The 23,013-nt window shown below is 74.6% G+C and carries 27 protein-coding genes and 3 tRNA genes; 15 read left to right on the top strand and 15 right to left on the bottom strand.

Annotation, left to right across the window (positions count from 1 at the left end; all coding sequences use genetic code 11):
• Positions 1-6 precede the first annotated feature (6 nt).
• From I4I82_RS17105 to I4I82_RS17115, 4 genes are all read right to left on the bottom strand, one after another.
• Positions 7-267 (bottom strand): DUF8836 family protein, encoded by a 261-nt coding sequence (locus I4I82_RS17105; protein ID WP_218593199.1) that lies wholly within the window; start codon positions 265-267, stop codon positions 7-9.
• A gap of 423 nt (positions 268-690) precedes the next feature.
• Positions 691-822 (bottom strand): hypothetical protein, encoded by a 132-nt coding sequence (locus I4I82_RS34460; protein ID WP_267460564.1) that lies wholly within the window; start codon positions 820-822, stop codon positions 691-693.
• Entirely contained in the window at positions 819-1,628 is an 810-nt protein-coding gene (locus tag I4I82_RS17110) for a serine hydrolase domain-containing protein (RefSeq protein ID WP_218593198.1), read from the bottom strand. The genes I4I82_RS34460 and I4I82_RS17110 overlap by 4 nt, the downstream gene beginning before the upstream one ends.
• Positions 1,621-2,292 carry an SDR family NAD(P)-dependent oxidoreductase gene (locus I4I82_RS17115; RefSeq protein WP_226370112.1) on the bottom strand — a complete coding sequence of 224 codons (672 nt, stop codon included), beginning with the start codon at positions 2,290-2,292 and terminating at the stop codon, positions 1,621-1,623. The genes I4I82_RS17110 and I4I82_RS17115 overlap by 8 nt, the downstream gene beginning before the upstream one ends.
• 27 nt (positions 2,293-2,319) lie before the next feature.
• Here I4I82_RS17115 and I4I82_RS17120 point away from each other — a divergent pair, with 27 nt between their 5' ends.
• The gene (locus tag I4I82_RS17120) at positions 2,320-3,132 is read left to right on the top strand and encodes a DUF72 domain-containing protein (protein ID WP_218593196.1); all 813 of its coding nucleotides are present in this window, start codon (positions 2,320-2,322) and stop codon (positions 3,130-3,132) included.
• Here the strand turns inward: I4I82_RS17120 and I4I82_RS17125 are convergent.
• Positions 3,096-4,268, bottom strand: coding sequence for an MFS transporter (locus I4I82_RS17125; protein WP_218595859.1), 1,173 nt, complete (start codon positions 4,266-4,268; stop codon positions 3,096-3,098). The genes I4I82_RS17120 and I4I82_RS17125 overlap by 37 nt on opposite strands.
• Before the next feature lie 10 nt (positions 4,269-4,278).
• Positions 4,279-4,827 (bottom strand): PadR family transcriptional regulator, encoded by a 549-nt coding sequence (locus I4I82_RS17130; protein WP_218594757.1) that lies wholly within the window; start codon positions 4,825-4,827, stop codon positions 4,279-4,281.
• A 58-nt stretch (positions 4,828-4,885) separates the two neighbouring features.
• Here I4I82_RS17130 and I4I82_RS17135 point away from each other — a divergent pair, with 58 nt between their 5' ends.
• Positions 4,886-6,244: a carotenoid oxygenase family protein gene (locus I4I82_RS17135; RefSeq protein WP_218595860.1), complete on the top strand. Its 1,359-nt coding sequence runs from the start codon at positions 4,886-4,888 to the stop codon at positions 6,242-6,244.
• 21 nt (positions 6,245-6,265) lie between these two features.
• Here the strand turns inward: I4I82_RS17135 and I4I82_RS17140 are convergent, their stop codons facing one another.
• The gene (locus I4I82_RS17140) at positions 6,266-7,873 is read right to left on the bottom strand and encodes an acyl--CoA ligase family protein (RefSeq protein ID WP_218595861.1); all 1,608 of its coding nucleotides are present in this window, start codon (positions 7,871-7,873) and stop codon (positions 6,266-6,268) included.
• A gap of 104 nt (positions 7,874-7,977) precedes the next feature.
• Here I4I82_RS17140 and I4I82_RS17145 point away from each other — a divergent pair, with 104 nt between their 5' ends.
• Entirely contained in the window at positions 7,978-8,811 is an 834-nt protein-coding gene (locus I4I82_RS17145) for a class I SAM-dependent methyltransferase (protein ID WP_218595862.1), read from the top strand.
• Here I4I82_RS17145 and I4I82_RS17150 read toward each other — a convergent pair.
• The 4 genes from I4I82_RS17150 to I4I82_RS17165 form a co-directional block, all read right to left on the bottom strand.
• Positions 8,795-8,986: a ferredoxin gene (locus I4I82_RS17150; protein ID WP_141279898.1), complete on the bottom strand. Its 192-nt coding sequence runs from the start codon at positions 8,984-8,986 to the stop codon at positions 8,795-8,797. The genes I4I82_RS17145 and I4I82_RS17150 overlap by 17 nt on opposite strands.
• A 48-nt stretch (positions 8,987-9,034) precedes the next feature.
• Positions 9,035-9,709, bottom strand: a complete 675-nt coding sequence (locus I4I82_RS17155; RefSeq protein ID WP_218595863.1) for a sortase domain-containing protein — start codon at positions 9,707-9,709, stop codon at positions 9,035-9,037.
• Positions 9,706-9,906, bottom strand: coding sequence for a hypothetical protein (locus I4I82_RS17160; RefSeq protein WP_218595864.1), 201 nt, complete (start codon positions 9,904-9,906; stop codon positions 9,706-9,708). Before I4I82_RS17160 ends, I4I82_RS17155 begins: the two co-directional genes overlap by 4 nt.
• A gap of 168 nt (positions 9,907-10,074) precedes the next feature.
• Entirely contained in the window at positions 10,075-11,952 is a 1,878-nt protein-coding gene (locus I4I82_RS17165; RefSeq protein ID WP_218595865.1) for a propionyl-CoA synthetase, read from the bottom strand.
• 137 nt (positions 11,953-12,089) lie between these two features.
• Between I4I82_RS17165 and I4I82_RS17170 the strand changes: the two genes are divergently transcribed.
• The gene (locus I4I82_RS17170) at positions 12,090-12,563 is read left to right on the top strand and encodes a BLUF domain-containing protein (RefSeq protein ID WP_218595866.1); all 474 of its coding nucleotides are present in this window, start codon (positions 12,090-12,092) and stop codon (positions 12,561-12,563) included.
• A 72-nt stretch (positions 12,564-12,635) separates the two neighbouring features.
• Here the strand turns inward: I4I82_RS17170 and I4I82_RS17175 are convergent, their stop codons facing one another.
• Positions 12,636-13,547 (bottom strand): LysR family transcriptional regulator, encoded by a 912-nt coding sequence (locus I4I82_RS17175; protein WP_218595867.1) that lies wholly within the window; start codon positions 13,545-13,547, stop codon positions 12,636-12,638.
• A 155-nt stretch (positions 13,548-13,702) separates the two neighbouring features.
• Between I4I82_RS17175 and I4I82_RS17180 the strand changes: the two genes are divergently transcribed.
• On the top strand, positions 13,703-14,914 hold the full coding sequence (locus tag I4I82_RS17180) for a Glu/Leu/Phe/Val dehydrogenase dimerization domain-containing protein (RefSeq protein WP_218596495.1): 1,212 nt from the start codon (positions 13,703-13,705) through the stop codon (positions 14,912-14,914).
• 261 nt (positions 14,915-15,175) lie between these two features.
• Positions 15,176-16,477 carry a GDSL-type esterase/lipase family protein gene (locus I4I82_RS17185; RefSeq protein ID WP_218595868.1) on the top strand — a complete coding sequence of 434 codons (1,302 nt, stop codon included), beginning with the start codon at positions 15,176-15,178 and terminating at the stop codon, positions 16,475-16,477.
• Between the two features lie 19 nt (positions 16,478-16,496).
• Here the strand turns inward: I4I82_RS17185 and I4I82_RS17190 are convergent, their stop codons facing one another.
• Both I4I82_RS17190 and I4I82_RS17195 read right to left on the bottom strand, forming a co-directional pair.
• Positions 16,497-16,859, bottom strand: coding sequence for a hypothetical protein (locus I4I82_RS17190; RefSeq protein ID WP_218593910.1), 363 nt, complete (start codon positions 16,857-16,859; stop codon positions 16,497-16,499).
• 56 nt (positions 16,860-16,915) lie between these two features.
• Entirely contained in the window at positions 16,916-17,137 is a 222-nt protein-coding gene (locus tag I4I82_RS17195) for a heavy-metal-associated domain-containing protein (RefSeq protein WP_172155110.1), read from the bottom strand.
• A 191-nt stretch (positions 17,138-17,328) separates the two neighbouring features.
• Between I4I82_RS17195 and I4I82_RS17200 the strand changes: the two genes are divergently transcribed.
• From I4I82_RS17200 to mftR, 8 genes are all read left to right on the top strand, one after another.
• Positions 17,329-17,559 carry a hypothetical protein gene (locus I4I82_RS17200; RefSeq protein ID WP_218593911.1) on the top strand — a complete coding sequence of 77 codons (231 nt, stop codon included), beginning with the start codon at positions 17,329-17,331 and terminating at the stop codon, positions 17,557-17,559.
• Between the two features lie 97 nt (positions 17,560-17,656).
• Positions 17,657-17,729: transfer RNA gene (locus I4I82_RS17205), tRNA-Glu, on the top strand.
• Between the two features lie 45 nt (positions 17,730-17,774).
• Positions 17,775-17,848: transfer RNA gene (locus I4I82_RS17210), tRNA-Asp, on the top strand.
• Between the two features lie 31 nt (positions 17,849-17,879).
• Positions 17,880-17,953, top strand: a tRNA-Phe gene (locus I4I82_RS17215).
• A 135-nt stretch (positions 17,954-18,088) separates the two neighbouring features.
• Positions 18,089-18,487, top strand: coding sequence for a BLUF domain-containing protein (locus tag I4I82_RS17220; protein ID WP_218593912.1), 399 nt, complete (start codon positions 18,089-18,091; stop codon positions 18,485-18,487).
• Between the two features lie 66 nt (positions 18,488-18,553).
• Complete coding sequence (locus I4I82_RS17225; protein WP_218593913.1) at positions 18,554-19,135, top strand: DUF7282 domain-containing protein; 582 nt, start codon at positions 18,554-18,556, stop codon at positions 19,133-19,135.
• A 189-nt stretch (positions 19,136-19,324) separates the two neighbouring features.
• On the top strand, positions 19,325-20,578 hold the full coding sequence (locus tag I4I82_RS17230) for a GGDEF domain-containing protein (RefSeq protein WP_218593914.1): 1,254 nt from the start codon (positions 19,325-19,327) through the stop codon (positions 20,576-20,578).
• A gap of 64 nt (positions 20,579-20,642) precedes the next feature.
• On the top strand, positions 20,643-21,299 hold the full coding sequence (gene mftR, locus I4I82_RS17235) for a mycofactocin system transcriptional regulator MftR (RefSeq protein ID WP_218593915.1): 657 nt from the start codon (positions 20,643-20,645) through the stop codon (positions 21,297-21,299).
• A gap of 37 nt (positions 21,300-21,336) precedes the next feature.
• On the opposite strand, the gene I4I82_RS17240 is transcribed toward mftR, so the two are convergent.
• Positions 21,337-22,122 carry a hypothetical protein gene (locus I4I82_RS17240; protein ID WP_218595869.1) on the bottom strand — a complete coding sequence of 262 codons (786 nt, stop codon included), beginning with the start codon at positions 22,120-22,122 and terminating at the stop codon, positions 21,337-21,339.
• Positions 22,123-22,753: 631 nt separating this feature from the next.
• Between I4I82_RS17240 and I4I82_RS17245 the strand changes: the two genes are divergently transcribed.
• Entirely contained in the window at positions 22,754-22,957 is a 204-nt protein-coding gene (locus tag I4I82_RS17245) for a cold-shock protein (RefSeq protein WP_094921020.1), read from the top strand.
• The last annotated feature ends 56 nt before the right edge of the window (positions 22,958-23,013 follow it).

Here is a 23,013-nt window from a genome sequence, read left to right on the forward strand (position 1 = left end):
CGCCGCTCAGGCGGAGCGCAGGGCGGGTGTGATCTCGTCGGCCACCGGGGCGTCGGCCGCCGGGTGCTCGACGAGCGCCAGCACCCGGTTGGCGAGGAAGCGCGCGGTGCGGACGGTGCTGCCGCCGCGCGTGGTCTCGCTGACCTCCACGACCCCGCGGCCGTGCGTCACCCCGACCTTGCGGCCGGCGCGGGTGGCCTCGATCTCGTAGGCGCGGGTGGTGCCGCTCCCGGCATCGATGACGACTTCGACGCGATCGCCCTTCATGGGCTCCTCCTGGAGGTGGTGATCAGCTCGGGACGGTGTGGGGGGCGGCGCCGTGGGGGGAACAGCGCCGCCCGGGCAGCCGCGCCACACGGCGGCGGGACGCGCCGGGCACGGCAGGCTGAGGGGGTGGATCGGAAGGGTGTCCGGGCCGGGCGCCGGTCGCCTCTCGGCGCGTGGCGCACCCCGTGGGGTGGCGGTGAGTTGAGACCCGGGGACACGGATCGCCCGGCTCGGACACTTTCTTCAACCTCCCCGGGTCCAGGAAGATTCCCGGGGAGGAGCAGGTGTCCGGGCCGGGCGCCGGTCGCCTCTCGGCGCGTGGCGCACCCCGTGGGGTGGCGGTGAGTTGAGACCCGGGGACACGGATCGCCCGGCTCGGACTGCCGGTTCAACAGCACCCCCCGCCCGTCCATTCCCGGCCGGTCAGCGCAGTACGAAGCGGGTCACCTCGGTGCCGTAGCGGCCGGTCAGGACCCGCTCGGTGACCCGCGGGTCGAGCGCGAGCACCAGGAAGTCGTCGAGAGCGCCGCGTGTACAGGCCTCCGGCCCGATCACAGCGCGGCGAGCACCCCGTCCGTGAACGGCGGCCACGCCTCCACCGACCACGGCCCGAAGTCGCGGTCGGTGAGCGCGACGCAGGCCACACCGGCGTCCGGGTCGACCCACAGGAACGTGCCGGCCTGCCCGAAGTGCCCGAACGTGCGGGGCGAGCTGCCGGCGCCGGTCCAGTGCGGCGACTTGCCGTCGCGGATCTCGAACCCGAGGCCCCAGTCGTTGGGCTTCTGGCGCCCGTAGCCCGGCAGGATCCCGTCGACGCCAGGGAAGGCGACGGTCGTGGCGTCGGCCAGGGTGTGGGTCAGCCGCGGGGCCCGGAGCTCGGCGGCGAACAGGGCCAGGTCGGCGACGGTCGAGACGCCGTCGGCGGCGGGGGAGCCCTCCAGGCGCGTCGACGCCATGTCCAGCGGCTCGCACACCGCGAGGTGCAGGTACTGCGCGAACGGCATCCCCGACGCGGCGGCGATCGTCTCGCCGAGCACGTCGAACCCGACGTTGGAGTAGATCCGCCGCGCGCCCGGCGCCGCCTGCACGACGCCGTCGGAGAACGACAGGCCCGACGTGTGTGCGGCCAGGTGGCGGACCGTCGAGCCGTCGGGCCCCGCGGGCGTGTCCCACTCCACGGCGCCCTCCTCGACCGCGACCAGCACGGCGTAGGCGCTGAGCAGCTTCGTCACCGACGCGAGGCGGAACTCCCGGTCGAGCTCGCCCGCGCTCGCGAGCACGGAGTCGCCGACGACGGCGGCCGCAGCGTTCCCGACGGGCCAGTCGAGCACCGCGTCGACGGCGGCCTGCAGGTCAGGCATCCCCGTACACCGGGACCAGCGCGCCGCTGATCGGCTCGGCATCGGGGCCGCACAGGAACGCGATCACCTTCGCGATCGCGGCCGGCGCGACGGCCCGCGCGGCGAGCTCCTCCGACATCCACGACCGGTTCGCCGGGGTGTCGATGACCGACGGCAGGACCGCGTTGACCCGGATCCGCTGCCCGCGCAGCTCCTCGGCGAGGAGCTCGGTGAGCCGCACGACGGCGGCCTTGCTCGTGGCGTGCGCGACGGGCGCCGGGCCCTGCACCGCCGTCTTCGACCCGACCGTGACGATCGCGCCCCCGCCGCGCGCGGCGAACAGCGGCGCCGCGGCCTGCGCCGTCCACAGCGCGGAGCCGAAGTTGGAGCGCCACAGGGAGTCGAGCACCTCCTCGTCGACGTCGGCGAGCGAGCCCGGGGTGAACCCGCCGGCCAGCCCGACGAGGGCGTCGCAGGCGACGGGGATCGCGGCGAACGCCTCCCGCGCGGCCGCCCGCGACGACAGGTCGGCGGCGACGGCGTGCACCCCGTCCTGCCCGCCGAGCGCGTCGAGGCGCTCCCCGGCGCGGTCCAGCGCCACCACCTCACGGCCCCGGGACCGGAACTCCGCGACGACGGCGTGCCCGAGCGCGCCCGCCGCACCTGTGACGATGACTGCATCCACGGCGCCCATCCTGCATGCTGCGCACCCATGGCGCGGGTACGGGTCGGCACGTCGGGGTGGCGGTACCCGCCGTGGCGCCGCACGTTCTACCCCGAGGGGCTGCCGCAGCGCCGCGAGCTGGAGCACCTGTCACGGCGCGTCGACAGCATCGAGATCAACGGCTCCTTCTACTCCCTGCAGCGCCCGGAGAACTACCGGTCCTGGGTGGCGGAGACGCCGGAGGACTTCCTGTTCTCGGTGAAGGGCCCACGGTTCGTCACGCACCTCAAGCAGCTGCGCGACGTCGGCACACCGGTGGCGAACTTCTTCGCGTCGGGCGTGCTCGCGCTGGGCCCCAAGCTGGGCCCGGTGCTGTGGCAGCTGCCGCCCCGGATGCGCTTCGACCCCGACCGCACCGCCGCGTTCCTCGACCTCCTCCCGCGCACGACGGCCGAGGCCGTGCGGACCGCGGAGCGGCACGACGAGCGCGTGGAGGGTCGCGCGCATCTGGCCACCGACGCCGACCGCCCGCTGCGCCACGCGGTCGAGCCCCGCCACGAGAGCTTCCGCGACCCCCGGTTCACTGCGCTGCTGCGCGCTCACGACGTCGCTCTGGTACTGGCCGACTCGGCCGGCACCTGGCCGGTCTTCGACGAGCTCACCACGGACTTCGCCTACGTCCGCCTGCACGGCCAGGACGAGCTGTACGCGGGCGGCTACACCCCCGACGCCCTCGACGCCTGGGCCGCGCGGGTCCGGGCGTGGCGCGACGACGGGCTCGCCGCCGTCGTCTACTTCGACAACGACGCCAAGGTCCACGCCCCCTACGACGCGATCGCGCTGGCCGAGCGCCTGGCCTGATGCGCCACGAGCATCCGGCGCCCCAGCACCATCAGCACCGCCGCGACCAGCATCGTCACCGCGCCGACCAGCCACGCCGTCGGGAACCCCAGCTGCGCGGCGAGGAAGCCGAACCCGACGGGCCCGAGGAACCCGCCCCCGTAGACGCCGACCTGCACGATCGACGTGGCCGCCGCCGGCGCCGACGGGTTGAGCCGAACCACCGCGAACTGCAGCAGCCCGGGCCACGCCCACCCCAGCCCGAACCCGAGCACCGTGCCGGCGACGAGCGCGGGCGTGCCGGGCACCGCGAGCAGCGCGAGCCCGCCCGCCCCCAGCACGAGTGACGCCGCCACGACGGCGATGTGCCCGCCCGCGCGGTGGTCGGCGGCCCAGCCGTGGGCCAGGCGCAGGGTGAGCCCGACGACGCTGCCGAGCGTGAGCGTCAGGCCCGCGGTGCCGGCGTCGACGCCCCGGTCGACCGCGGAGGCGACGAGGAAGATCCCCAGCGCCGACGACGCCGCGGCCGCCAGCCCCGCGGCGACCCCGATCACCGACAGGGCGGCCGTCGCGCGCTCGCCGGGCGCGGCCGGCGTCTGCTCGCGGCCGACGGAGTCGCGCGGGGCGACGAGCAGCGCGGCGAGCGCCAGGCCGGAGCCGATGACGTAGGCCCAGCGCCACCCGAACGTCAGCGCGACGGCGGGCACCGCCAGCCCGGACAGCAGCGTGGCCAGCGGGATCGCCGCCTGCTTGATGCCGAACGACAGCCCGAGCCGGTGCGCCGGGACGTAGCGGGCGAGCGTCAGGTTCGAGGAGAGCTGCCCGAGCACGTTGCACCACGCGCTGCACAGCAGGATCGCGACGAGCGCCGGGTAGGACCGCGCGAACGCCGCCACGGCCGCCATCACCACGGCCGCCCCGAGCACCGCGACCCGGCTCGTCGTCCCGGAGCCGTAGCGCTCGACCAGCCAGCCGCAGGGCAGCGAGGCCAGCGCGCTCACGCCGAAGAACAGGGCGACGACGAGCCCGAGCCCGGCCGGGTCGAAACCCAGCTCGGCGGCGATCTGCACGGCGAGCCCGCCCGTCAGGAACACCGGCAGCACCGACACCGTCGTCGTGGTGACGGCTCCGACCACCGCCCGTGCGCCCTCGTTCATGTGAGCAACGCTAACGGACGTCGGGCGCCGAGGGTGTCCTCCCGAGCTGCGTGATGGCCCACTGCGCCCAGTCGTGCACCGCCTCGTACTGGCGGACGCCGAACTCCGCCGCCAACTGGCCGAACCCGGCGCTGCCCGGCGGGATCGTGTCGCCGCCGTGCTCCGCGCGGATCGCCCGCAGCTGCGCGGCCCCGGTCTCGGAGGCGACCGCGATCCGGTGCAGCACCGTCAGCGCGTCGGCGGGGTCGAGCGCGGAGAGCAGGAACATGCGCAGCACGTACTCGTTGCGCACCTTCCCGCCGTCGGCCGGCGCCAGCAGCCAGTTGCGCAGCTCCTCGCGCCCGGCGTCGGTGGCCGCGTAGGTGCGGCTGCCGCGGGCACCCTCGTGCGTGACCTCGACCAGCCCGCGCTCGGCGAGGCGGCCCAGCTCCGGGTAGATGCTCGTGTGGCCGGCCTGCCAGGCGTAGCGGCCGAGCGTCTCGTCGAAGTCCTTCGTGAGTTCGTAGCCGGTGCGCGGCTCGATCGCGACCAGGCCGATCAGCGCGTGGGACAGGGACACGGCGAGCACCTTACAGTCCATCGTTGACATGTCATTCTCGACATGTCAGTCTCGGAATATGACCGCCACCGCGCCGCTGCACATGACCGGCCACTTCGCCCCGGTGCCCGACGAGATCGAGGCGACCGACCTGCCGGTCGAGGGTGCGATCCCGCCCGAGCTCACGGGGCGGTACTTCCGCAACGGCCCGAACCCGCTGCCCGGCGAGGTGTCGCCGCACTGGTTCACGGGCCACGGGATGCTGCACGGCGTGCGGCTGCGCGGCGGGCGCGCGGAGTGGTACCGCAACCGCTGGGTCCGCACCGGTGCGCTGGAGGGGCGCTCCATGTTCGGCCCCGAGGGCATCGACCTCTCGGTCGGCGTCGCCAACACCCACGTCGTCGCGCACGCCGGGCGGATCATGGCGCTGGTCGAGAGCAGTCACCCGCACGTGGTCACCCCGGAGCTCGACACGGTCGGCCCGTGCGACTTCGACGGGCGCCTCACCACAGCCATGACCGCCCACCCCAAGGCCGACCCGGTCACCGGCGAACTGCACCTCTTCGGCTACGGCGTCGTGCCGCCCTACCTCACCTACCACCGGCTCTCGGCCGGCGGCGAGCTCGTGACCAGCGCCGACATCGCCGTCCCCGGTCCGACGATGAACCACGACTTCGCGATCACCGACCGCCACGCGGTGTTCCTCGACCTGCCGATCACGTTCTCGATGGAGCGGCTGGCGCAGGGCATGCCCTTCGCCTGGGACGACGCGTACGGGGCGCGGATGGGCGTCATGCCGCTGGACCGCCCGGGCGAGGTGACCTGGTTCGACGTCGAGCCGAACTTCACCTTCCACATCGGCAACGCCCACACCGACGCCGCCGGCCGCGTGGTCGTCGACGGGGCCCGCTACGCCGCGGCCGACGCCGTCGCGATGTGGGACGGCATCGGCACCGACCCCGACGGCATCGTCTCGGGCGCGGCCGCCACCGGCCTGGCCCGGATGCACCGCTGGACGCTCGACCCGGCCACCGGGCGCGCCTCCGAGGAGGTGCTCCACGACCTGCACGTCGAGTTCCCCACCGTCGACGACGAGCGCGTCGGCCGCGCGGCCCGCTACCGCTACGCCGTCACCGAGGCCCGCGGCCGCTCCGGCATCGTCAAGTTCGACACCGAGCACGGCCGCGCCGCGGAGCACGCGCTCGACGGCGACACGGTGGCGGGCGAGGCGGTCTTCGTGCCCTCGCCGGCACCGGGTCGCGCCGAGGACGACGGCTGGCTGCTGACGATCACCACCCGCCGCGACGGCAGCGCGTCGCAGCTGCTGGTGCTCGACGCCACCGACGTCGCGGGCGCCCCGGTCGCGGCCGTCACGCTGCCGCGCGGCGTGCCCGCCGGCTTCCACGGCTCCTGGATCGACGACGCGGAGCTGGGCTGACGCCGGTCGGGGCGCGGCAGCTCAGCCGCGGATGCGGCTCGTCTCCCCGCCCCACTCCTTCTCCCGCAGCTCGAACTTCTGCACCTTGCCCGTCGAGGTCTTCGGCAGCTCGTCGACGATCTCGACGGTCTTGGGCGCCTTGTACCGCGCGATCTTCGACTTCACGTGGTCGATCAGCTCCTCGGGCGTCGCCGACCTCCCGTCGGCCAGCACCACGAACGCCTTGGGCCGCTCGCCGTACTGCTCGTCGGGCACGCCGATGACCGCGGCCTCCAGCACCGCCGGGTGCGACACCACGGCCTGCTCGACCTCCACCGTGCTGATGTTCTCCCCACCCGAGATGACGACGTCCTTGGCTCGGTCGCGCAGCTCCACGAACCCGTCGGGGTGCATCACGCCGAGGTCGCCGGAGTGGAACCAGCCGCCCGCGAACGCCTTCTCGGTGCCGGCCTGGTCCTCGTAGTAGCCCTTCATCACGTTGTTGCCGCGCATGACGATCTCGCCCATCGCCACGCCGTCGGCGGCCACGTCGTTCATGTCCTCGTCGACGACGCGCAGCCGGTCGGCGCAGATCATGCCGACGCCCTGGCGGGCCTGCAGCGACGCGCGCTCCTCGGCCGGGAGGTCGTCCCAGGCGCGCTGGTACTGGTTGACCGAGTACGGGCCGTAGGTCTCGGTGAGCCCGTAGACGTGCACGATGCGGAAGCCCATCTCCTCCATCTGCAGGATGGTCGTGGGCGAGGGCGGCGCGCCGGCGGTGGTGATCACCAGCGGGTAGTCCAGCGTGACGGCCTCGGGCGCCCGCATGATCGTGGTGACCACGGTCGGGGCCCCGTTGAGGTGCGTGACTCCGTGCTCGGTGATCTGCTGCCAGATGGCGTCGCCGCGCACCTCGCGCAGGCACACGTGCGTGCCGCCGATGGCGGTGAGCGCCCACGGCGTGCACCAGCCGTTGCAGTGGAACATCGGCAGCGTCCACAGGTAGACGCTGTCGGGCGTGTGCGCGGAGTGCACGATCTCGCCGAACGAGTTCAGGTACGCGCCGCGGTGGTGGTACATCACGCCCTTGGGCTTGCCGGTGGTGCCCGAGGTGTAGTTGATCGAGATCGTGCCGTCCTCGTCGTCGACGGCCCACGGGAGCGGCTCGTCGTTGCCGCGGGCGATCAGGTCGTCGTAGGTGACGCCGCTGCCGGTGCCGTCGCCCGGGTTCGCCGGGTCGATCACGGTGATGATCTCCTCGACGGTCTTGAGCTCACCGGCCACCGGCGCGACGGTCGGGTGCAGCGCCGCGTCGACGACCAGCACCTTCGCACCGGAGTGGTCGAGGATGTAGCGGACCTCCTCGGTGGACAGGCGCGTGTTGATCGCGACGAGCACCGCCCCGGCCAGCGGCACCGCGAAGTGCGCCACCAGCATCTCGGGGATGTTGGGCAGCAGGTAGGCGACGCGGTCGCCCGCCTCGACACCCGACCCGCGCAGCGCGTGCGCGATCCGCGTGGCCTCCGCGGCGAACTCCGCGTAGGAGTGGCGCCGTTCGCCGTACACGATCGCGGTCTTGTCCGGGTACACCTCCGCGGAGCGGCGCAGGAACGCCAGCGGCGTCAGCGGGGTGTTCCAGACGGTGGTCATCGGCGGATCTCCTCAGCAACGGGTGCGGCTGGTCCGATCTTCTGCCCTGCCGCACGCCGCGGCAACCACCGGAACCCGCTTGCCCGCGCCGCGACACTGGGCGGGTGGAGCAGGCGGAGATGATCGCGGCCAACCGGGCCAACTGGGACGCGCGCGTCCCCGTCCACCTCGACGGGGGCTACGACCTCGACGCGCTGCGCGCCGGGCAGCAGCGCCTCGCCGACTTCGAGTACGCCGCCGTGGACGTCCGCGACCGCGACGTGCTGCACCTGCAGTGCCACATCGGCACCGACACGATCTGCCTGGCCCGGCACGGCGCCCGCGCGGTCGGGCTCGACCTGTCACCCGCGTCGGTGGCCGCCGCCCGCGGGCTCGCCGCGGAGTGCGGCGTGGACGTCGAGTACGTCGCGGCTGCCGTCGACGACGCCGTCGACGCGCTGGGCGGACGCCGGTTCGACGTGGTCTACACCGGCAAGGGCGCGCTGTGCTGGCTGCCCGACCTCACGGCGTGGGCGCGCGTCGTCGCCGACCTGCTGCGCCCCGGCGGGGTGCTGCACGTCGTCGAGTTCCACCCGCTGATGAACGCCGCCGCCGACGAGCAGTCCTGGCCGGAGGTGGTGCTCGACTGGCCGTACCTGCCGTCCGGCGCGATCCGGGTCGAGAGCGCGGAGAGCTACGCGGGCTCCGGCGAGCTCGAGGCGCCCGTGAGCTACGAGTGGACGCACGGCATCGGCACCGTGATCGGGGCCGTCACGGGGGCCGGGCTGCGGCTCACGTCGTTCGCCGAGCACGACGTGAGCCCGTGGCGGCGGTGGCCGGACATGGCCGCCGCCGGGGACGGCTGGTGGACCTGGCCCGGCGGCGTGCCGCGGCTGCCGCTGCTGTACTCCCTGCGCGCCCAGGCTCCCGGCTGGACGTCCACTAGCCGACGAGCTTGATCGCCGCCCGCGGGCAGGCCTGCACGGCCTCCTCGAGCTTCGGGCGCAGCTCCTCGCCGGGGTTCTCGTCGAGGATGTACAGGAAGTCGTCGTCCCTGACCTCGAACACCTCCGGGGCGATCCCCATGCACACGGCGTTGGACTCACACAGGTCGAAATCCACCTCTACCTTCATGCCGCCATCGTGCACCGGCGGCCGGGCGCCCGTCACCGAAGGCGACCCTCAGCGGACGCCCGCCAGGCGGGCCCACACGACCACGTTGTCCGGATAGGGGCCGGCGCCGCGGTCGAACACGCCGCCGAAGGTGATGAGGCGCAGTTCGGGGCCCGGGGTGTCGCCGTAGACCTCGGAGGCGCGGAACGCCTCGCGGGCCACCCGCTCCACCCGGTAGACAGTGAAGACGGCGTCGGTGCCGTCGGCGCGGCGCACCGTCACCTCGTCACCGGCGACGACCTCGGCCAGGTGCGCGAACGGGCCGGCGGCACCGCCCATCCCGACGTGCCCGGCGATCACCGCGGGCCCGTCGGCGCCGGGCGTCGGGCCGCCGGTGAACCAGCCGGTCGTCGCGGGCTCCGCGGTCGCGGCGAGCACGCCCCCGGCGTCGGGGGCCAGGGCGTCGATCCGGTCGGTGCGGACGCCGATCGCCGGCACCGCCAGCTCCGCGGGCGGCGACTGCACGAGCCGGTCGACCGGGCGCAGCGGCGGCACGGCGGGGGCCGCCTCGGGAACCGGCACCAGCGCGGGCGCCTGCGGGGTGGCCGCCAGCGGCACCACCGAGCGGGACACGGGCGTGGAGAACGCGGCCGGTGAGACGGCGAGCGGCGCGCAGCAGCCGGCGAGCAGCAGCCCACCGGCCAGCGCGACGAGGACGGCCGTGACGCGGACCCCGGCCCTCACGGGGCCGGGGGCCGGTTGGCGAGCGCCGGGGTCGTCGCCGGCGGCTGAACCGGGACGACGACCCGGGCCGGCGCGTACTGCGCGAGCGGCGGATCGGGCGGCGAGAAGGCGATCGCCGTTCCGGCCATGCCGACGACCAGGGCGGCGCTCAGCGTGGCGCCGAGCGCGGCCGCACGCGGGAGGCGGGGCAGTTCCATGAGAGTCGGGGATCCTCTCGGGCAATGACGGTGGTGCGACCGGCGTGGGGGAGCGTCGGCCGTGCACTCACCCATCGCGCGCTGTGACCACGCGTTACCCGACAGTGGGAGATCCGGCTCACATTGCTCCGACCGGCCCCGTCCCGTGCGTCATCCGCGCCTCCTGCGTCACTCCCGTCGCAGCACCGGCCTCAGGGCGTCGAGGACGGACGCGTCGTCGATCGTGCCGGGCACCGGCTCGTCGGCGCCGTCGGCGATGCCGCGCATGGTCTTGCGCAGGATCTTGCCCGAGCGGGTCTTGGGCAGCGCCGCCACGACGGCGACGTCCTTGAGGCTCGCCACGGCCCCGACCTGGTCGCGCACGAGCTGCACGAGCTCGGCGCGCAGCTCGTCCTCGTCGCGCTCGACCCCGGCCTTGAGGACGACGAACCCGCGCGGGACCTGGCCCTTCATCTGGTCGGCCACGCCGATCACCGCGCACTCGGCGACGTCCGGGTGGCTCGCGAGGGACTCCTCCATCCCTCCGGTGGACAGCCGGTGCCCGGCGACGTTGATGACGTCGTCGGTGCGGCCCATGACGTAGACGTAGCCGTCCTCGTCGACCCGCCCGCCGTCGCCGGTGAGGTAGTAGCCCTCGAACGCGTTCATGTACGAGGACAGGAAGCGCTCGTCGTCGTTCCACAGCGTCGGCAGCGAGCCGGGCGGCATCGGCAGCTTCACCACGATCGCGCCGTCGGTGCCGGCCTCGACGGGCTTGCCGTTCGCGTCGAGGACCTGCACGTCCCAGCCGGGCAGCGGCCGCGTCGGCGAGCCGGGCTTGACCGGCAGCAGCTCGATGCCGGCCGGGTTCGCGACGATCGGCCAGCCCGTCTCGGTCTGCCACCAGTGGTCGATCACCGGGATCTCCAGCAGCTCGGCGGCCCAGCGGTAGGTCTCGGGATCCAGGCGCTCGCCCGCGAGGAACAGGTACTTCAGGGACGACAGGTCGTACTTGCGCGCGTACTCGCCGTCCGGGTCCTCCTTCTTGATCGCCCGGAACGCGGTCGGCGCGGTGAACAGGCTCTTCACGCCGTGCTCGGCCACGACCCGCCAGAACTGCCCCGCGTCGGGCGTGCCCACCGGCTTGCCCTCGTAGAGCACGGTCGTGGCTCCGGCCAGCAGCGGCGCGTAGACGATGTAGGAGTGCCCGACGACCCAGCCGACGTCGGACGCGGTGAAGATCGTCTCCCCGGCGCCGACGTCGTAGACGTTCGGCATCGACCAGTTCAGCGCCACCGCGTAGCCGCCGCCGTCGCGCACGACGCCCTTCGGCTTCCCGGTCGTGCCCGAGGTGTAGAGGATGTAGAGCGGGTCGGTGGCCTTCACCGGCACGCAGTCGGCGGGGGTCGCGTCGGCCACCGCGGACGCCCAGTCGACGTCGCGCTCGCCCATCGCCGCCTCGACCTGCGGGCGCTGCAGGATCACGCAGTGCTCCGGCCGGTGCGAGGCCAGCTCGATCGCCTTGTCCAGCAGCGGCTTGTACTCGATGACCCGCTTGCCCTCGATGCCGCAGGAGGCCGAGACGATCACCGACGGCGTGGCGTCGTCGATGCGGACGGCGAGCTCCTTGGGCGCGAACCCGCCGAACACCACCGAGTGCACCGCCCCGATCCGCGCGCACGCGAGCATCGCGACCGCGGCCTCGGCGATCATCGGCAGGTAGACCACCACGCGGTCGCCGCGCCCGACGCCGAGCCCGGTCAGCACGCCGGCGAACGCCGCCACCTCGTCGCGCAGCTCGCGGTAGGTGTAGGTGCGCTGCGACTGCGTGACCGGCGAGTCGTGGACCAGGGCCGGCCGGTCGCCGTGGCCGGCGTCGACGTGGCGGTCCAGCGCGTTGTGGCAGACGTTCAGCTCCCCGTCGGGGAACCAGCGGTAGAACGGGGGCCGCGAGTCGTCGAGCGCGCGCGTCGGCGCGACGTGCCAGTCGATCGCCGCAGCCGCGTCGAGCCAGAAGCGCTCGGGGTCCTCCACGCTCGCCGTGAACAACTCGTCGTACACACCCACGTCATGTCCTCCTCGCCCGGTTGCGCCGGGACTCTAGTCCGTCCTGCAAGATCGACATGTGGGGCGGATCACACCGGGTTACGGTTTGAAACGCCCGCCACCGTGGCCGGGCGATCCATCACCCAGGAGGACCACCCATGGCCGACACACCCCTGTTCCGCCTCGTCTACCGCAGTCAGCTGACGGTCGCACCGGAGGACCGCCGCACCGAGCTGTCCTCCATCCTCGACGCGTCGCGCTCGAAGAACACCGCCCGCGACGTCACCGGCGCGCTGCTGGTCTGGCAGGACTACGTCGTGCAGACGCTGGAGGGCGAGGAGGCCGCCGTCAGAGCGCTGTACGAGAAGATCTCCCAGGACTCCCGCCACGAGGCCGTCACGCTGCTCGAGGCCGAGCCCGTGGAGAGCAGAGCCTTCGCGCGCTGGTCGATGGCGCGCGTCTCCGACGACGACCAGCCCTCGGGTATGGCCAGCCTGAGCAACCGGAACGACGGCGATCCCCCCGAGCCGAGCCACGACACCAGAGAGGCCGACCCCGTGATCACCGCGATGCGCGGCTACGCCCAGGGGACGTCCCAGGTGAGCCCCCACGTGGGTCGCGGCGTCGTCTGACGGCTCGCCCCCTCCGCCGTCGCCCGGCCCCGGTCACCGGGGCCGGGCGACGTGCCCGCACCGCCTGTGCGGTCACTGCGCCCCGAGGCCGCGCGCGGCGGCCTCGGTGCGCACGGCGTCGATCACCAGCTGCAACGACGTGCGCCGGGCGGTGCCCGTGCGGTGGGCGATCGAGACCGTCCGGGTGATCGGCTCGGTCACGGCCCGGACGTCGACGCCGGGCGGGCACAGCGCGAGCCCGAGGTCGGAGACCAGGGTGACGCCGAGGCCGGCCGCGACCATCGCCAGCGCCGTGGCCTGCTCGCCCACCTCGTGCTCGACGCGCGGCTCGAACCCGGCGCGCTGGCAGGCGGTGCGCACCGCGCGCCCGAAGTGCGACCGCGGTCCGGACAGGATCCACGGGTGCTCGGCGAGGTCGGGCAGCGCCACCGTCGGCGCGGGCATCGCCCCGGCCGGCACGGCGGCGTGCAGCCGCTCGACCGCGATCACCGCCCGATCCAGCGCGGGGTCCCACGTCATGGGGTAGGTCGAGTACTCGATGACGAACGAGAAGTCGAGCGCGCCGTCGCGGACCGCGCCCGCCGTCTCCTCCGGCGCCAGCTCGCGCGTGCGCACGGCGATGCCGGGGTGCTCGGCCGCCAGCGCGGCCAGCGCCGCGGGCAGCAGCCCGGAGGCGACCGACGCCCAGACGCCGGCCGTCAGCCGCACCGAGACCGACGACTGCGCCTCCTCCAGCGCCAGCGTCGCGCGCTCGACGGCGCCCAGGATCTCCTCGGCGTGGTCGGCCAGGACGAGCCCGGTGTCGGTGAGCTGCACCCGCCGCCCGAGGCGCTCGAACAGCGAGCTCCCGACGTCGCGCTCGAGCTGCGCGAGCTGCTGCGACACCGCCGACGCCGTGTAGTGGAGCGCCGCCGCGGCGGCCGTGACGGTGCCGCGCCTGCGCAGCTCGCGCAGCATCCGCAGCCGCTGCAGCGAGAGGTCCACGCGGCCAGCGTAAGCACCGGTGAACGCCGCCGTGCAGGTTTCGTAACTGGACCCCCCGCCGGGCGCGGCCGCAGGGTGGGGACCACCGGCGGAACGACGAAGGACGAGAAGGACGAGGTGGCGGCGTGACCGCAGTGCAGGACCCGACGCAGGCCGTGGAGCAGGTCGTCACCCGGGAGCCCGGGGCGGTCGACCGCGACCCGCTGATCCGCCTGACGTGGACCGACCCGGTCACCGGCACGTTCGGCTACCTCGTGGTCCATCTGCTGGTCTCGGGCCTGGCCACCGGCGGCACGCGGATGCGCGCGGGCTGCACGCTGGCCGAGGTCGAGGACCTCGCCCGCGGCATGGCCGCGAAGACCGCCGTGTTCGACCTGCCCGTCGGCGGGGCGAAGGGCGGCATCGACCTCGACCCGCGCGACCCCCGCGCCGTCGACGTCCTGGCCCGCTTCTGCGAGGCCATGCGCCCGTGGCTCGACGGGTACTGGGTCACAGCCGAGGACCTCGGCGTGCCGCAGCACCTGATCGACGAGGTGTTCGCCCGCATCGGGCTGGGGCAGAGCTACCACGCGGCGATCCGGCGCTCGGCCGACCCGGAGGCCACGATGCGCCGCGTGCGCGCCGGGCTCGACGCCCCGGTCGACGGCGGGCTGCTCGGCGACGTCATCGGCGGCTACGGCGTGGCGCAGGCCTGCCTCGCCGCCGCGCAGACGTGGCAGTGGTCGCTGCCCGGCACGACGGTCGCCGTGCAGGGCGTCGGCACGATGGGCGGCGCCGCGGCGCACTACCTGCACGCGGCGGGGATGCGCGTGGTCGCCGTCGCCGACGCGGCCGGGACGCTGTTCCACCCGGGCGGGCTCGACGTCCCCGCCCTGCTCGCCGCCCGCGACGCCTTCGGCGAGATCGACCGCGCCCGCGTGCCCGCCGACGTGCAGCGCCTCCCGCGCGCCGCGGTGATCGGCACGGCCGCCGACATCCTCATCCCGGCCGCGATCTCCTACGCGATCACGCCGGACAACTCCTTCGACGTGGTCGCGAAGGTCGTCGTCGAGGCGGCGAACACCGCCACCACCCCCGACGCGGAGGCGATGCTCACCGCGCGCGGCATCCCGGTGCTGCCCGACTTCGTCGCCAACGCGGGAGCGGCGGCGTGGGCGTGGTGGCTGCTGCTCGGCGAGGTCGGCGCGGACCCCGAGGAGTCGTTCCTGCGCCTGCGCACCGAGATGACGTCGAAGGTCGGCCTGCTGCTGGAACGCTGGATCGTCGACGGCACGCCGCCGCGCCACACCGGCCACGCCTGGGCCGCGGCCCGCCGGGCGGCGCTGGCCCGCGACCCGGAGGGTGCGCGGCCGGTCGTCATCCCCTGAACCGCGTCCGGACCCGCGGTTCACCTGGCCGGGTGGTGAGGGACCGTTCCCCGCCCCCATCGTGTCCAATACGGAGAGCAATATCGCTTCGACGTAACGTGACCACCCGATCGGCCGACTCACGAACGGGTGGCCCCGCTCGTTCCACCCTACGTAATGGATTGCCTACTACCCGTTCGAGCGACGTGTGTCGTCACGAACGCGGTGGTCGCGGCGATGACACTGCGGGACGTCGGAACGAGGGGTCGGGTGGGACGCGCGATGGGGGCTGGGGCACGGGTGCGCAACGGGGTTCGAGGGCTCGTCGCCGCCGCCGCGCTGATCTGCCTCCTCGGGGCGTTCGCCCTCACCGACCGCCGGCCGGAGGCGGCCGGCTACGGGGCGGCGGCCGCCCCCGGCCCCGACTGCGCACCCGCCTGGGCAGGCGCCTGGCACGCCGCCGCGCAGCCCGGCCCGGCCGACCCGGCGCTCGCCGGCCGCACGCTGCGCATGGTGGTGGTCCCGCAGGTCACCGGCTCGCAGGTGCGCGTCCGGCTGTCCAACGCCTACGGGGCCACGCCGATGCAGGTCGGCACAGTGTCCGCGGGCTGGTCCGACGGCGCCGCGGGCCTGGTGCCCGGCACGATGCGCCCGGTCGCGTTCGGCGGGCTGTCGGGCGTCACGGTGGCGCCGGGGGCCGAGGCCGTCAGCGACCCGGTGGCGCTCGTCGCCGAGGTCGGCAGGCCGCTCGCCGTCAGCCTGTTCCTGGTGACCCCGCCCGACGTGCTCACCCAGCACGGGGTGGCGCTGCAGACCTCGTACCTGTCCCGGCCGGGCGACGCCGCGCTGGCCGACGACGGTGCCGCGTTCGACACGCCCGTGACGTCGTGGATGGTGCTCACCGGCGTCGACGTCCTGGCGCCGCGCCCCGTCAACTCCGTCGTCACGATCGGTGACTCGATCACCGACGGCGTCGGCGCCGGCCCGGGGGAGCGGTGGTCCGACGCCCTGTCGCGCCGCCTCACCGCCGCGGGCGGCCCGTCGGTGATGGCCGTGCTCAACTCGGGGATCTCGCGCAACCAGCTGCTGTCCGACGCCCCGCTCGTCGACGGCGACTCGCCGCTCTCGCGCTACGACCGCGACGTCGGCGCGGCCACCGACGTCGTGCTCCACATCGGCACCAACGACATCGCCGCCGGCCGCAAGGCCGACGCGATCGTCGCGGGGATGGTGGCCTTCGCCGAGCGCGCCCGCGCAGGCGGCACCCGGGTCGTGCTGACGACGATCACGCCGTCCGCGACGGGGGCCCACGGCACGCCGGAGGCGATCGCCACCCGCGAGTCGGTCAACGCCTGGGTGCGCGCCCACGGCGCCGAGCACGCCGACGGGGTGGCCGATTTCGCCGCCGCCGTCGCCGACCCGGCCGACGCCTCGCGCCTCGCGCCCGCCTTCGACTCCGGCGACGGCCTGCACCTCTCGGCCGCGGGCTACCGCGCCCTGGCCGACGCACTCGACCCCGCGCTGCTCAGCGGCAGCCCCTGCCTCGACGGCGGTGAGAGCCGGGTGCTGGTCTCCGGGCCCTGACGGTCCCGGGAGGGCGGTTCTAGGAGGGGGAGGAGCGGCGGCCCAGCCGGCTCAGCGGGCCGCGACGGCGTTTCTCCGCCTGCTCGACGACGGCGAGCGGGCCGGTGGGGGTGTCCTCGCGGTCGAGGCGCTCGACGACCCAGTCGACGGCCAGCGCGCCCGGGGAGACGCCGCGCTCCCGTGCGATGCGCCGCAGCTGCTCGATGCGCAGCGCGGGCAGGCGGAGCTGGAAGACCTGGGCCGAGCCGAAGCGCCCCGTCAGCTCGGTGGCGTGCTCCTCGGAGCCGGGAGCGAGCGCGGCGAGGTAGGAGGCGAGCTCGGGATCGTGCGCCTCGGGCCCGGGGCCCTGCGGGCGGCGGCGCGCACGGCGGTCGGACGGCATGCCCGGCACCCTACGGCCGTCGGGGCCGCCCGGTCGGTCGTGAGCGCGAGCCGCTCTCAGCCGACGAGCTCGAAGCCCGCCTCGGACACGGCGGCGGCGATCTCGTCGCGCTCGATGTCGCGGTCGCCCAGCACGGTGACGAGGCCGTCGTCGAGCCGCACGTCGACGGCGCTGACGCCGTCGATCTCGGACACCTCCTCCGTGACCGACATCACGCAGTGCCGGCACGTCATGCCGGCGACGGTGACGTGCGTGCGGAACGGTGCCTCGACAGCCATCGGACCTCCTCGAACGGGATCAGGACATGGTGGCAGAGGTCACCGCGCCCGCCGACACCGGTGGTCGCACCGCTGCAGGGAGTCACGATCGGGGCGCCCACTCACTCGCGGAGGGGCGTGCGCGGGGGACTCCCGGTAGGTAACGTCTCGGTCACGGTCACGGGGGTGACCACGGGGGCGGGGAGGCTGCGATGACCGGCGGTATCGGAAGTGCGCGACGCGAGACCGGCGACCGGGTCACCGGCCCGATCCCGAGCCAGCGCACCGCATCGGACGCCTACCGCGTCAGCGACGACCAGCTGCACCGCGCGCGCAAGGTCGTCGCCGAGAACTCCTCGGGCACCGAGGACCTGCACGAGCTGCTCGACATGCTCGGTCTGATCTCCTCCACGCCCGACCTCCCGCCGCCGGTCAGCCGCTGAGTCGACCCCCGCTGCGGGGGGCTCCGTGGACCTGTCCTATGATTGGCGGGCTCCCAACGCACAGTCGTGGACGGCACGGACGGCCTCGGCTGTGCGAGTCCCCATCGTCTAGTGGCCTAGGACTCCGCCCTTTCAAGGCGGCAACGCGGGTTCGAATCCCGTTGGGGGTACGGTTGGACCGCTCGACATCTCGATAGCTCCACAGTACGAAGCAAGGCCCAGTGGCGCAGTTGGTTAGCGCGTCGCCCTGTCACGGCGAAGGTCGCGGGTTCGAGTCCCGTCTGGGTCGCTCCACGGTCCGGTTCCACACCGGACCGCCCGGCCAGGTAGCTCAGTTGGTACGAGCGACCGCCTGAAAAGCGGTAGGTCGGCGGTTCGACCCCGCCCCTGGCCACCTCCCACCGCCGTGCCCGCGCCGGCCGGTGATCTCCTTCCCGGCACGGTCGCAAACTGAGACGTCCCCCGTGATCACGGACACCCACGATGGCGCTCGACCGGCACTCCGGTCGTCGGACCGGAGGGGGACACCGTGGGCAGCACGCGCCGCCAGACCGCGCCGGACCTCGTCTTCCGCCTGATCTACCGCAGCCGCGACGTCAGCCCCGCCCCGGACCGCGGGGCCGCGCTCGGCGAGCTGATCGGCGCCGCCCGCGACCGCCACCTCATCACCGGTGCACTGCTCGTCGCCGACGACGTGTTCGTGCAGGTCCTCGAGGGCGAGGAGGACGCCGTGCGGTCGCTGTACTGCCGCATCGAGCTCGACCCCCGCCACGAGGCCGTCACCGTGCTCCAGACGGGTCTGTCCGAGCGCGCCTTCCCCTGCTGGTCGACGGCCTCGCTGGCCGACGACGACGGGCCCGGTCCCGCGACCACGCCTGCGCAGCACGCCGTCCTCGACCTCATGCGGGGGGCCGCACGACCGGGGTGACCCAGATGAGACCCGTCTCAGAACCACCTCAGACGCGTCTCACGCCGGAGCCGTCGACTGGTCCCCATGACCAAGACGACGCTCCTCGCACTCGCCGCCGGCGCCGCACTGCTCACCGCGTGCGGCTCCGGCGACACCACCACCCCGGTCGTCCCGGTGGTCGCGCCGCAGCCGGCCGGAACGGCCCCCGCAGCCGCCGCCCCGGCCGCGCCCGGCGCGCTCCCCGCCGCCGTCTCCGACCCCGGGGCCACCGTCGACGCCGACGACCAGTCCGGTGACGGCCGCACCGTCGTGGTCCGTCAGGCCCGGACCACCGCAGGCGCCGGCTTCGTCGTCATCCGCACCGATGACGACGACCGCCCCGGCCGCGTCCTCGGCTGGGCCCCGCTGGCGCCCGGCCAGACCGGCCCGGTCACCGTCACCCTCACCGAGCCCGTGCCCGCCGGCACCTCCGACGACGACGACCTGACCGCCGTGCTGCACCTCGACGACGGCGACGGCGCCTTCGACGAGCGGAACGACCCGGCCGTGCTCGACGACGACGACCGCGACGACGACCGCGACGACGACGGCGACCGCGACCGCGACCGCGACGACGACGACCGCGACGACGTCGAGGACGACGACTTCGACTACCGCGTCGCCTGACGGCACGCTCTGGTCGACCGTGACGGTTACGATCACCCGGAGAGGTGGTCGGACCGTGCCCGGTACGGGCGAGAGGGATCAGGAGGCACTCCACTGTCACCGCACCGGTCCGTCGCGCCGTCCGGCTGGGCCATCCGGTCGATCCCCGGTCGGCTCGCGGCCCTGCTGATCGCGGTCGAGCTGCTCGCCGTGCTGGTCGTCGTCGACGGCGCGCTCTCCCCGCCGGACGTCACGGCGGCGCGGCTGTGGACGGTGGCCGGGCTCTCGCTCGCCGGGATCCTGCACACGGAGGCCGCGCTCAGCGTCGAGCGGCTGCGGCGGCGGGTCGACGAGACCCCGCACCTGGACCTCAGCTCCGTCTGGACGTTCGCCGCCGCGCTGCTGCTCCCCGGGTGCATGGCCACGGCGGTCGTCCTGCTCGTCTACTCCCACCTCTACCTGCGGGCGTGGCGCCCGTCGGGGTTCCCGCCGTACCGGGTCGTGTTCAGCACGGCCACGGTGGTGCTCGCAGTGCACGCCGCGGCGGCCGTCGCCCGGCTCGCCGGGGACGCCGACCTGTTCCGCACGCCGGTCGGGCTCGCGGTCGTCGCGCTGGCGGTGGTGGCGTACGCGTCGGTCAACCTGCTGCTCGTGGTCGCGGCGATCCGGATGACCGGGCCGCGCACGACCTGGCGCCGCGCCGTCGGCCACGGCGACGAGCTCCAGCTGGAGCTGGCCACGCTCGCGATGGGTGCGGTGCTCGCGGCCGCCGTCACCGTCTTCGGCGCCGAGTACGCGCTCCTCGCGCTGCCCCCGCTGGTCGTGCTGCACCGCACGGTGCTGGTCCGCCAGTTCGAGGTGGCCGCGAGCACCGACGCCAAGACCGGGCTGCTCAACGCCGTGGCCTGGCGGCTGCAGGCCGAGCGGGCGCTGCGGGCGGCCCGGCACGCCGAGGCGACCGTCGCGGTGCTGCTGCTCGACCTCGACCACTTCAAGCTCGTCAACGACCGCTACGGCCACCTCGCGGGCGACGAGGTGCTCACCGACATCGGGGCCGTGCTGCGCGCCGAGGTGCGCGACGAGGACGTCGTCGGGCGCTACGGCGGCGAGGAGTTCGTCGTTCTGCTGGCCTCCACCGAGGGCGAGGACCTGCGCACCACCGCCGGTGCGGTCGCCGACCGCATCCGCCGCCGCATCGACGAGATGCGCCCCGAGGTGTCCGGCCCGCGCGGCCCGGTCGTGCTCGACGACGTGTCGGTCTCGGTCGGCGTCGCCACGTTCCCGGCCGACGGCACCGACCTCGACCGGCTGCTCGAGGTCGCCGACGCCGCGCTCTACGCGGCCAAGGCCGCGGGTCGCAACCTGGTGCGGCACGGGCTGCACGCCTTCGAGGGGACGGGCGACGACGGCGTCGAGCCCGTCGACGGGGCCGTGAGCGACGGGCAACCGGTCCGCGGGTCCTGACCGGGCGCGCGTGGCAGGATCGGCGGGGGCGCGGGCTGCGCCCGAGGAGGCGTCGGTGTCCGCCATGCGCAGCGGGGTGGGAGCGGCCGGATCCCGCCGGTCCGGCCGCCGCCCCGTCACGTCCCGGGTCGAGATCGAGCACATCGCGCTCGACCTGTTCACCCGCCGCGGCTTCGACCGCACCACCGTCGACGACATCGCCACCGCCGCGGGCATCGGCCGCCGCACCGTCTTCCGCTACTACGCCTCGAAGAACGACATCCCCTGGGGGGCGTTCGACGAGCAGCTCGACCGCATGCGCGCCACGTTCGCGGCGCTCCCGCCCGACGTCCCCGTGATGGACGGGGTCCGCGCCGCGGTGCTCGACTTCAACGAGGTCCACCCCGACGAGCAGCCCTGGCACCGCAGCCGGCTGCGGCTGATCCTCGGCACGCCCGCGCTGCAGGCGCACTCGACGCTGCGCTACGCGGCCTGGCGCCGGGTCGTCGCCGACTACGTGGCCGCGCGGCTCGGGGTGTCGCCCGACGACCTCGTGCCCCAGACGGTCGGGCACGCGAGCCTGGGCGTCGCCCTTGCCGCGTACGAGCGGTGGCTCGGCCATGACGACGGGGAGTTGCGCGACCTGCTCGACACGGTGTTCCGCTCACTCGAACGGGGTCTCACCGGGCCGCTGCACGACGAGCCCCGGCCGGACGCGGAAGCGCACCGCCCGGGCCCGTAGGACCTCGACCGGTGCGCCTCCTCGGCGGTGGCGGGGATCAGCCGCCGAGCCCCGGGAGCGCGGGGGCGGGCAGGGCCGCGGCCGGGTCCGGCAGGGCGGGCAGGGCCGGGGCCGGGAGGTCCGGCGCGGGGAGGGCGGGCAGGTCGGCGGGCAGGTCGGCGGGCAGGGCCGGGGCGGGCAGGGCCGGGTCCGGCAGTGCGGGGAGTCCGGCGGCCGGGTCGGGCAGGGCGCCGGGAGCGGGCAGGGCCGGCGCGCCGGGGACCTCGTCGACCGGCGGGCAGCCGACCGGCAGACCCGTGGTGGGGTCGATCACCGTCGGGTCGATCGGCAGCGCGGCCGCCGGGTCGGCGGGCAGAGCGGGCAGGTCGGCCGGCAGGGCGGGGGCGTCGGCGGGGAGCGCGGGCAGCGCCGGCGCGGTCGCCGCCGGGTCGTCGACGCCCGGAGCTGCGGGAACGGGCGCGCAGGGGTCGGGCTCGGGCAGCTGCTCGCCCGCGGCGGGCAGGGCCGGCACGGCCGGCACAGCGGCGTCGGAGGGCAGGGCCGGCAGCGCCGCCACCGGGATCGCGGGGGCCACGGGCACCGCCGGGAGACCGCCCGGGACGGGCACGAGCGCGGTGTCGACGGGCACGACCGGGACCACCGGGACGGCCGGGATGGTGCCGCCCAGCAGATCGGGCAGCAGGCCCTGCAGGGTGGACAGCACGCCGTTGAGCAGACCGCCCACCGGCGTCGGCGGGTCCGGTACGACCGGCACCACCTGTTGCGGCACCGCCGCGCTCGCGCCGCCCGCGCCGAGCACGGCGAGAGCGCCGCTCGCCGTCACGACGATGATCGTCTGAGCAATTCTCCGACCCCGCACTGGAGCCCTCCCCGATGTCGACGGTTCTGACGGGCGGAATGATGCGCGGGGCCCCCGGGCCGCACCAGGGTGCCGACGGCGCCGAGGGCCCCGCCACCGGCGTCCCGTGCGTCCGTTCCGTCACTCCTGCCGCCGCCGTGACCGCATCGGGGGACCCCGCCCGGGTGGTGACACGGTCCGGCGCGCCGGGCGTCACCGGAGTGGGTCCGGCCCGGCGTCCTGCGGGACCGCCGCGGTCACCCGTCGAGGTAGGAGTGGGCCGACGTCCCCCGAAAGATCAAGATCGTCACCCGCGGTAGGCGTGTCGGACCACTGATCTCACCGTGGGTGATGGGCGTCGTGCCTGGTCCGCGGGCTGCGGCGGACCCGCGGGACGATCTTCGGGAGCGCGTTCCGGGACCGCTCGGCGGCAGGGGCCCCGTGATAGGTTTCCGCGCGGTTGCAGTCGTGCCTTTCCCGCTCGTTGTGAAGCGTCCGTGGACAAGTCGACGGCGGGCTCCACGGGCGTCGCACGCTCGCCGTTCCCGTGTCCCGCCCCGCAGCCCCCGGTCTGCACAGTGCCGGCCGGGTCCGCTTCACGTGTGGGAGAACAGGTATGCCGCAGGGCACCGTCAAGTGGTTCAACGCCGAGAAGGGCTTCGGCTTCATCGCGACCGACGACAACGGTCCGGACGTCTTCGTCCACTACTCGGCCATCCAGTCGGACGGGTTCCGGACGCTGGAGGAGAACCAGCGCGTCGACTTCGAGTCGAGCCAGGGCGCCAAGGGCCCGCAGGCCGACACGGTCCGCCCGATCTGAGGTCCCCCCGGACCTGACCCGGTGCCGGCGATCCCTCCGCGGGGTCGCCGGCACCG

It is taken from the genome of Pseudonocardia oceani (genome assembly GCF_019263585.2).
GTDB classification, from domain to species: Bacteria; Actinomycetota; Actinomycetes; order Mycobacteriales; family Pseudonocardiaceae; genus Pseudonocardia; species Pseudonocardia oceani.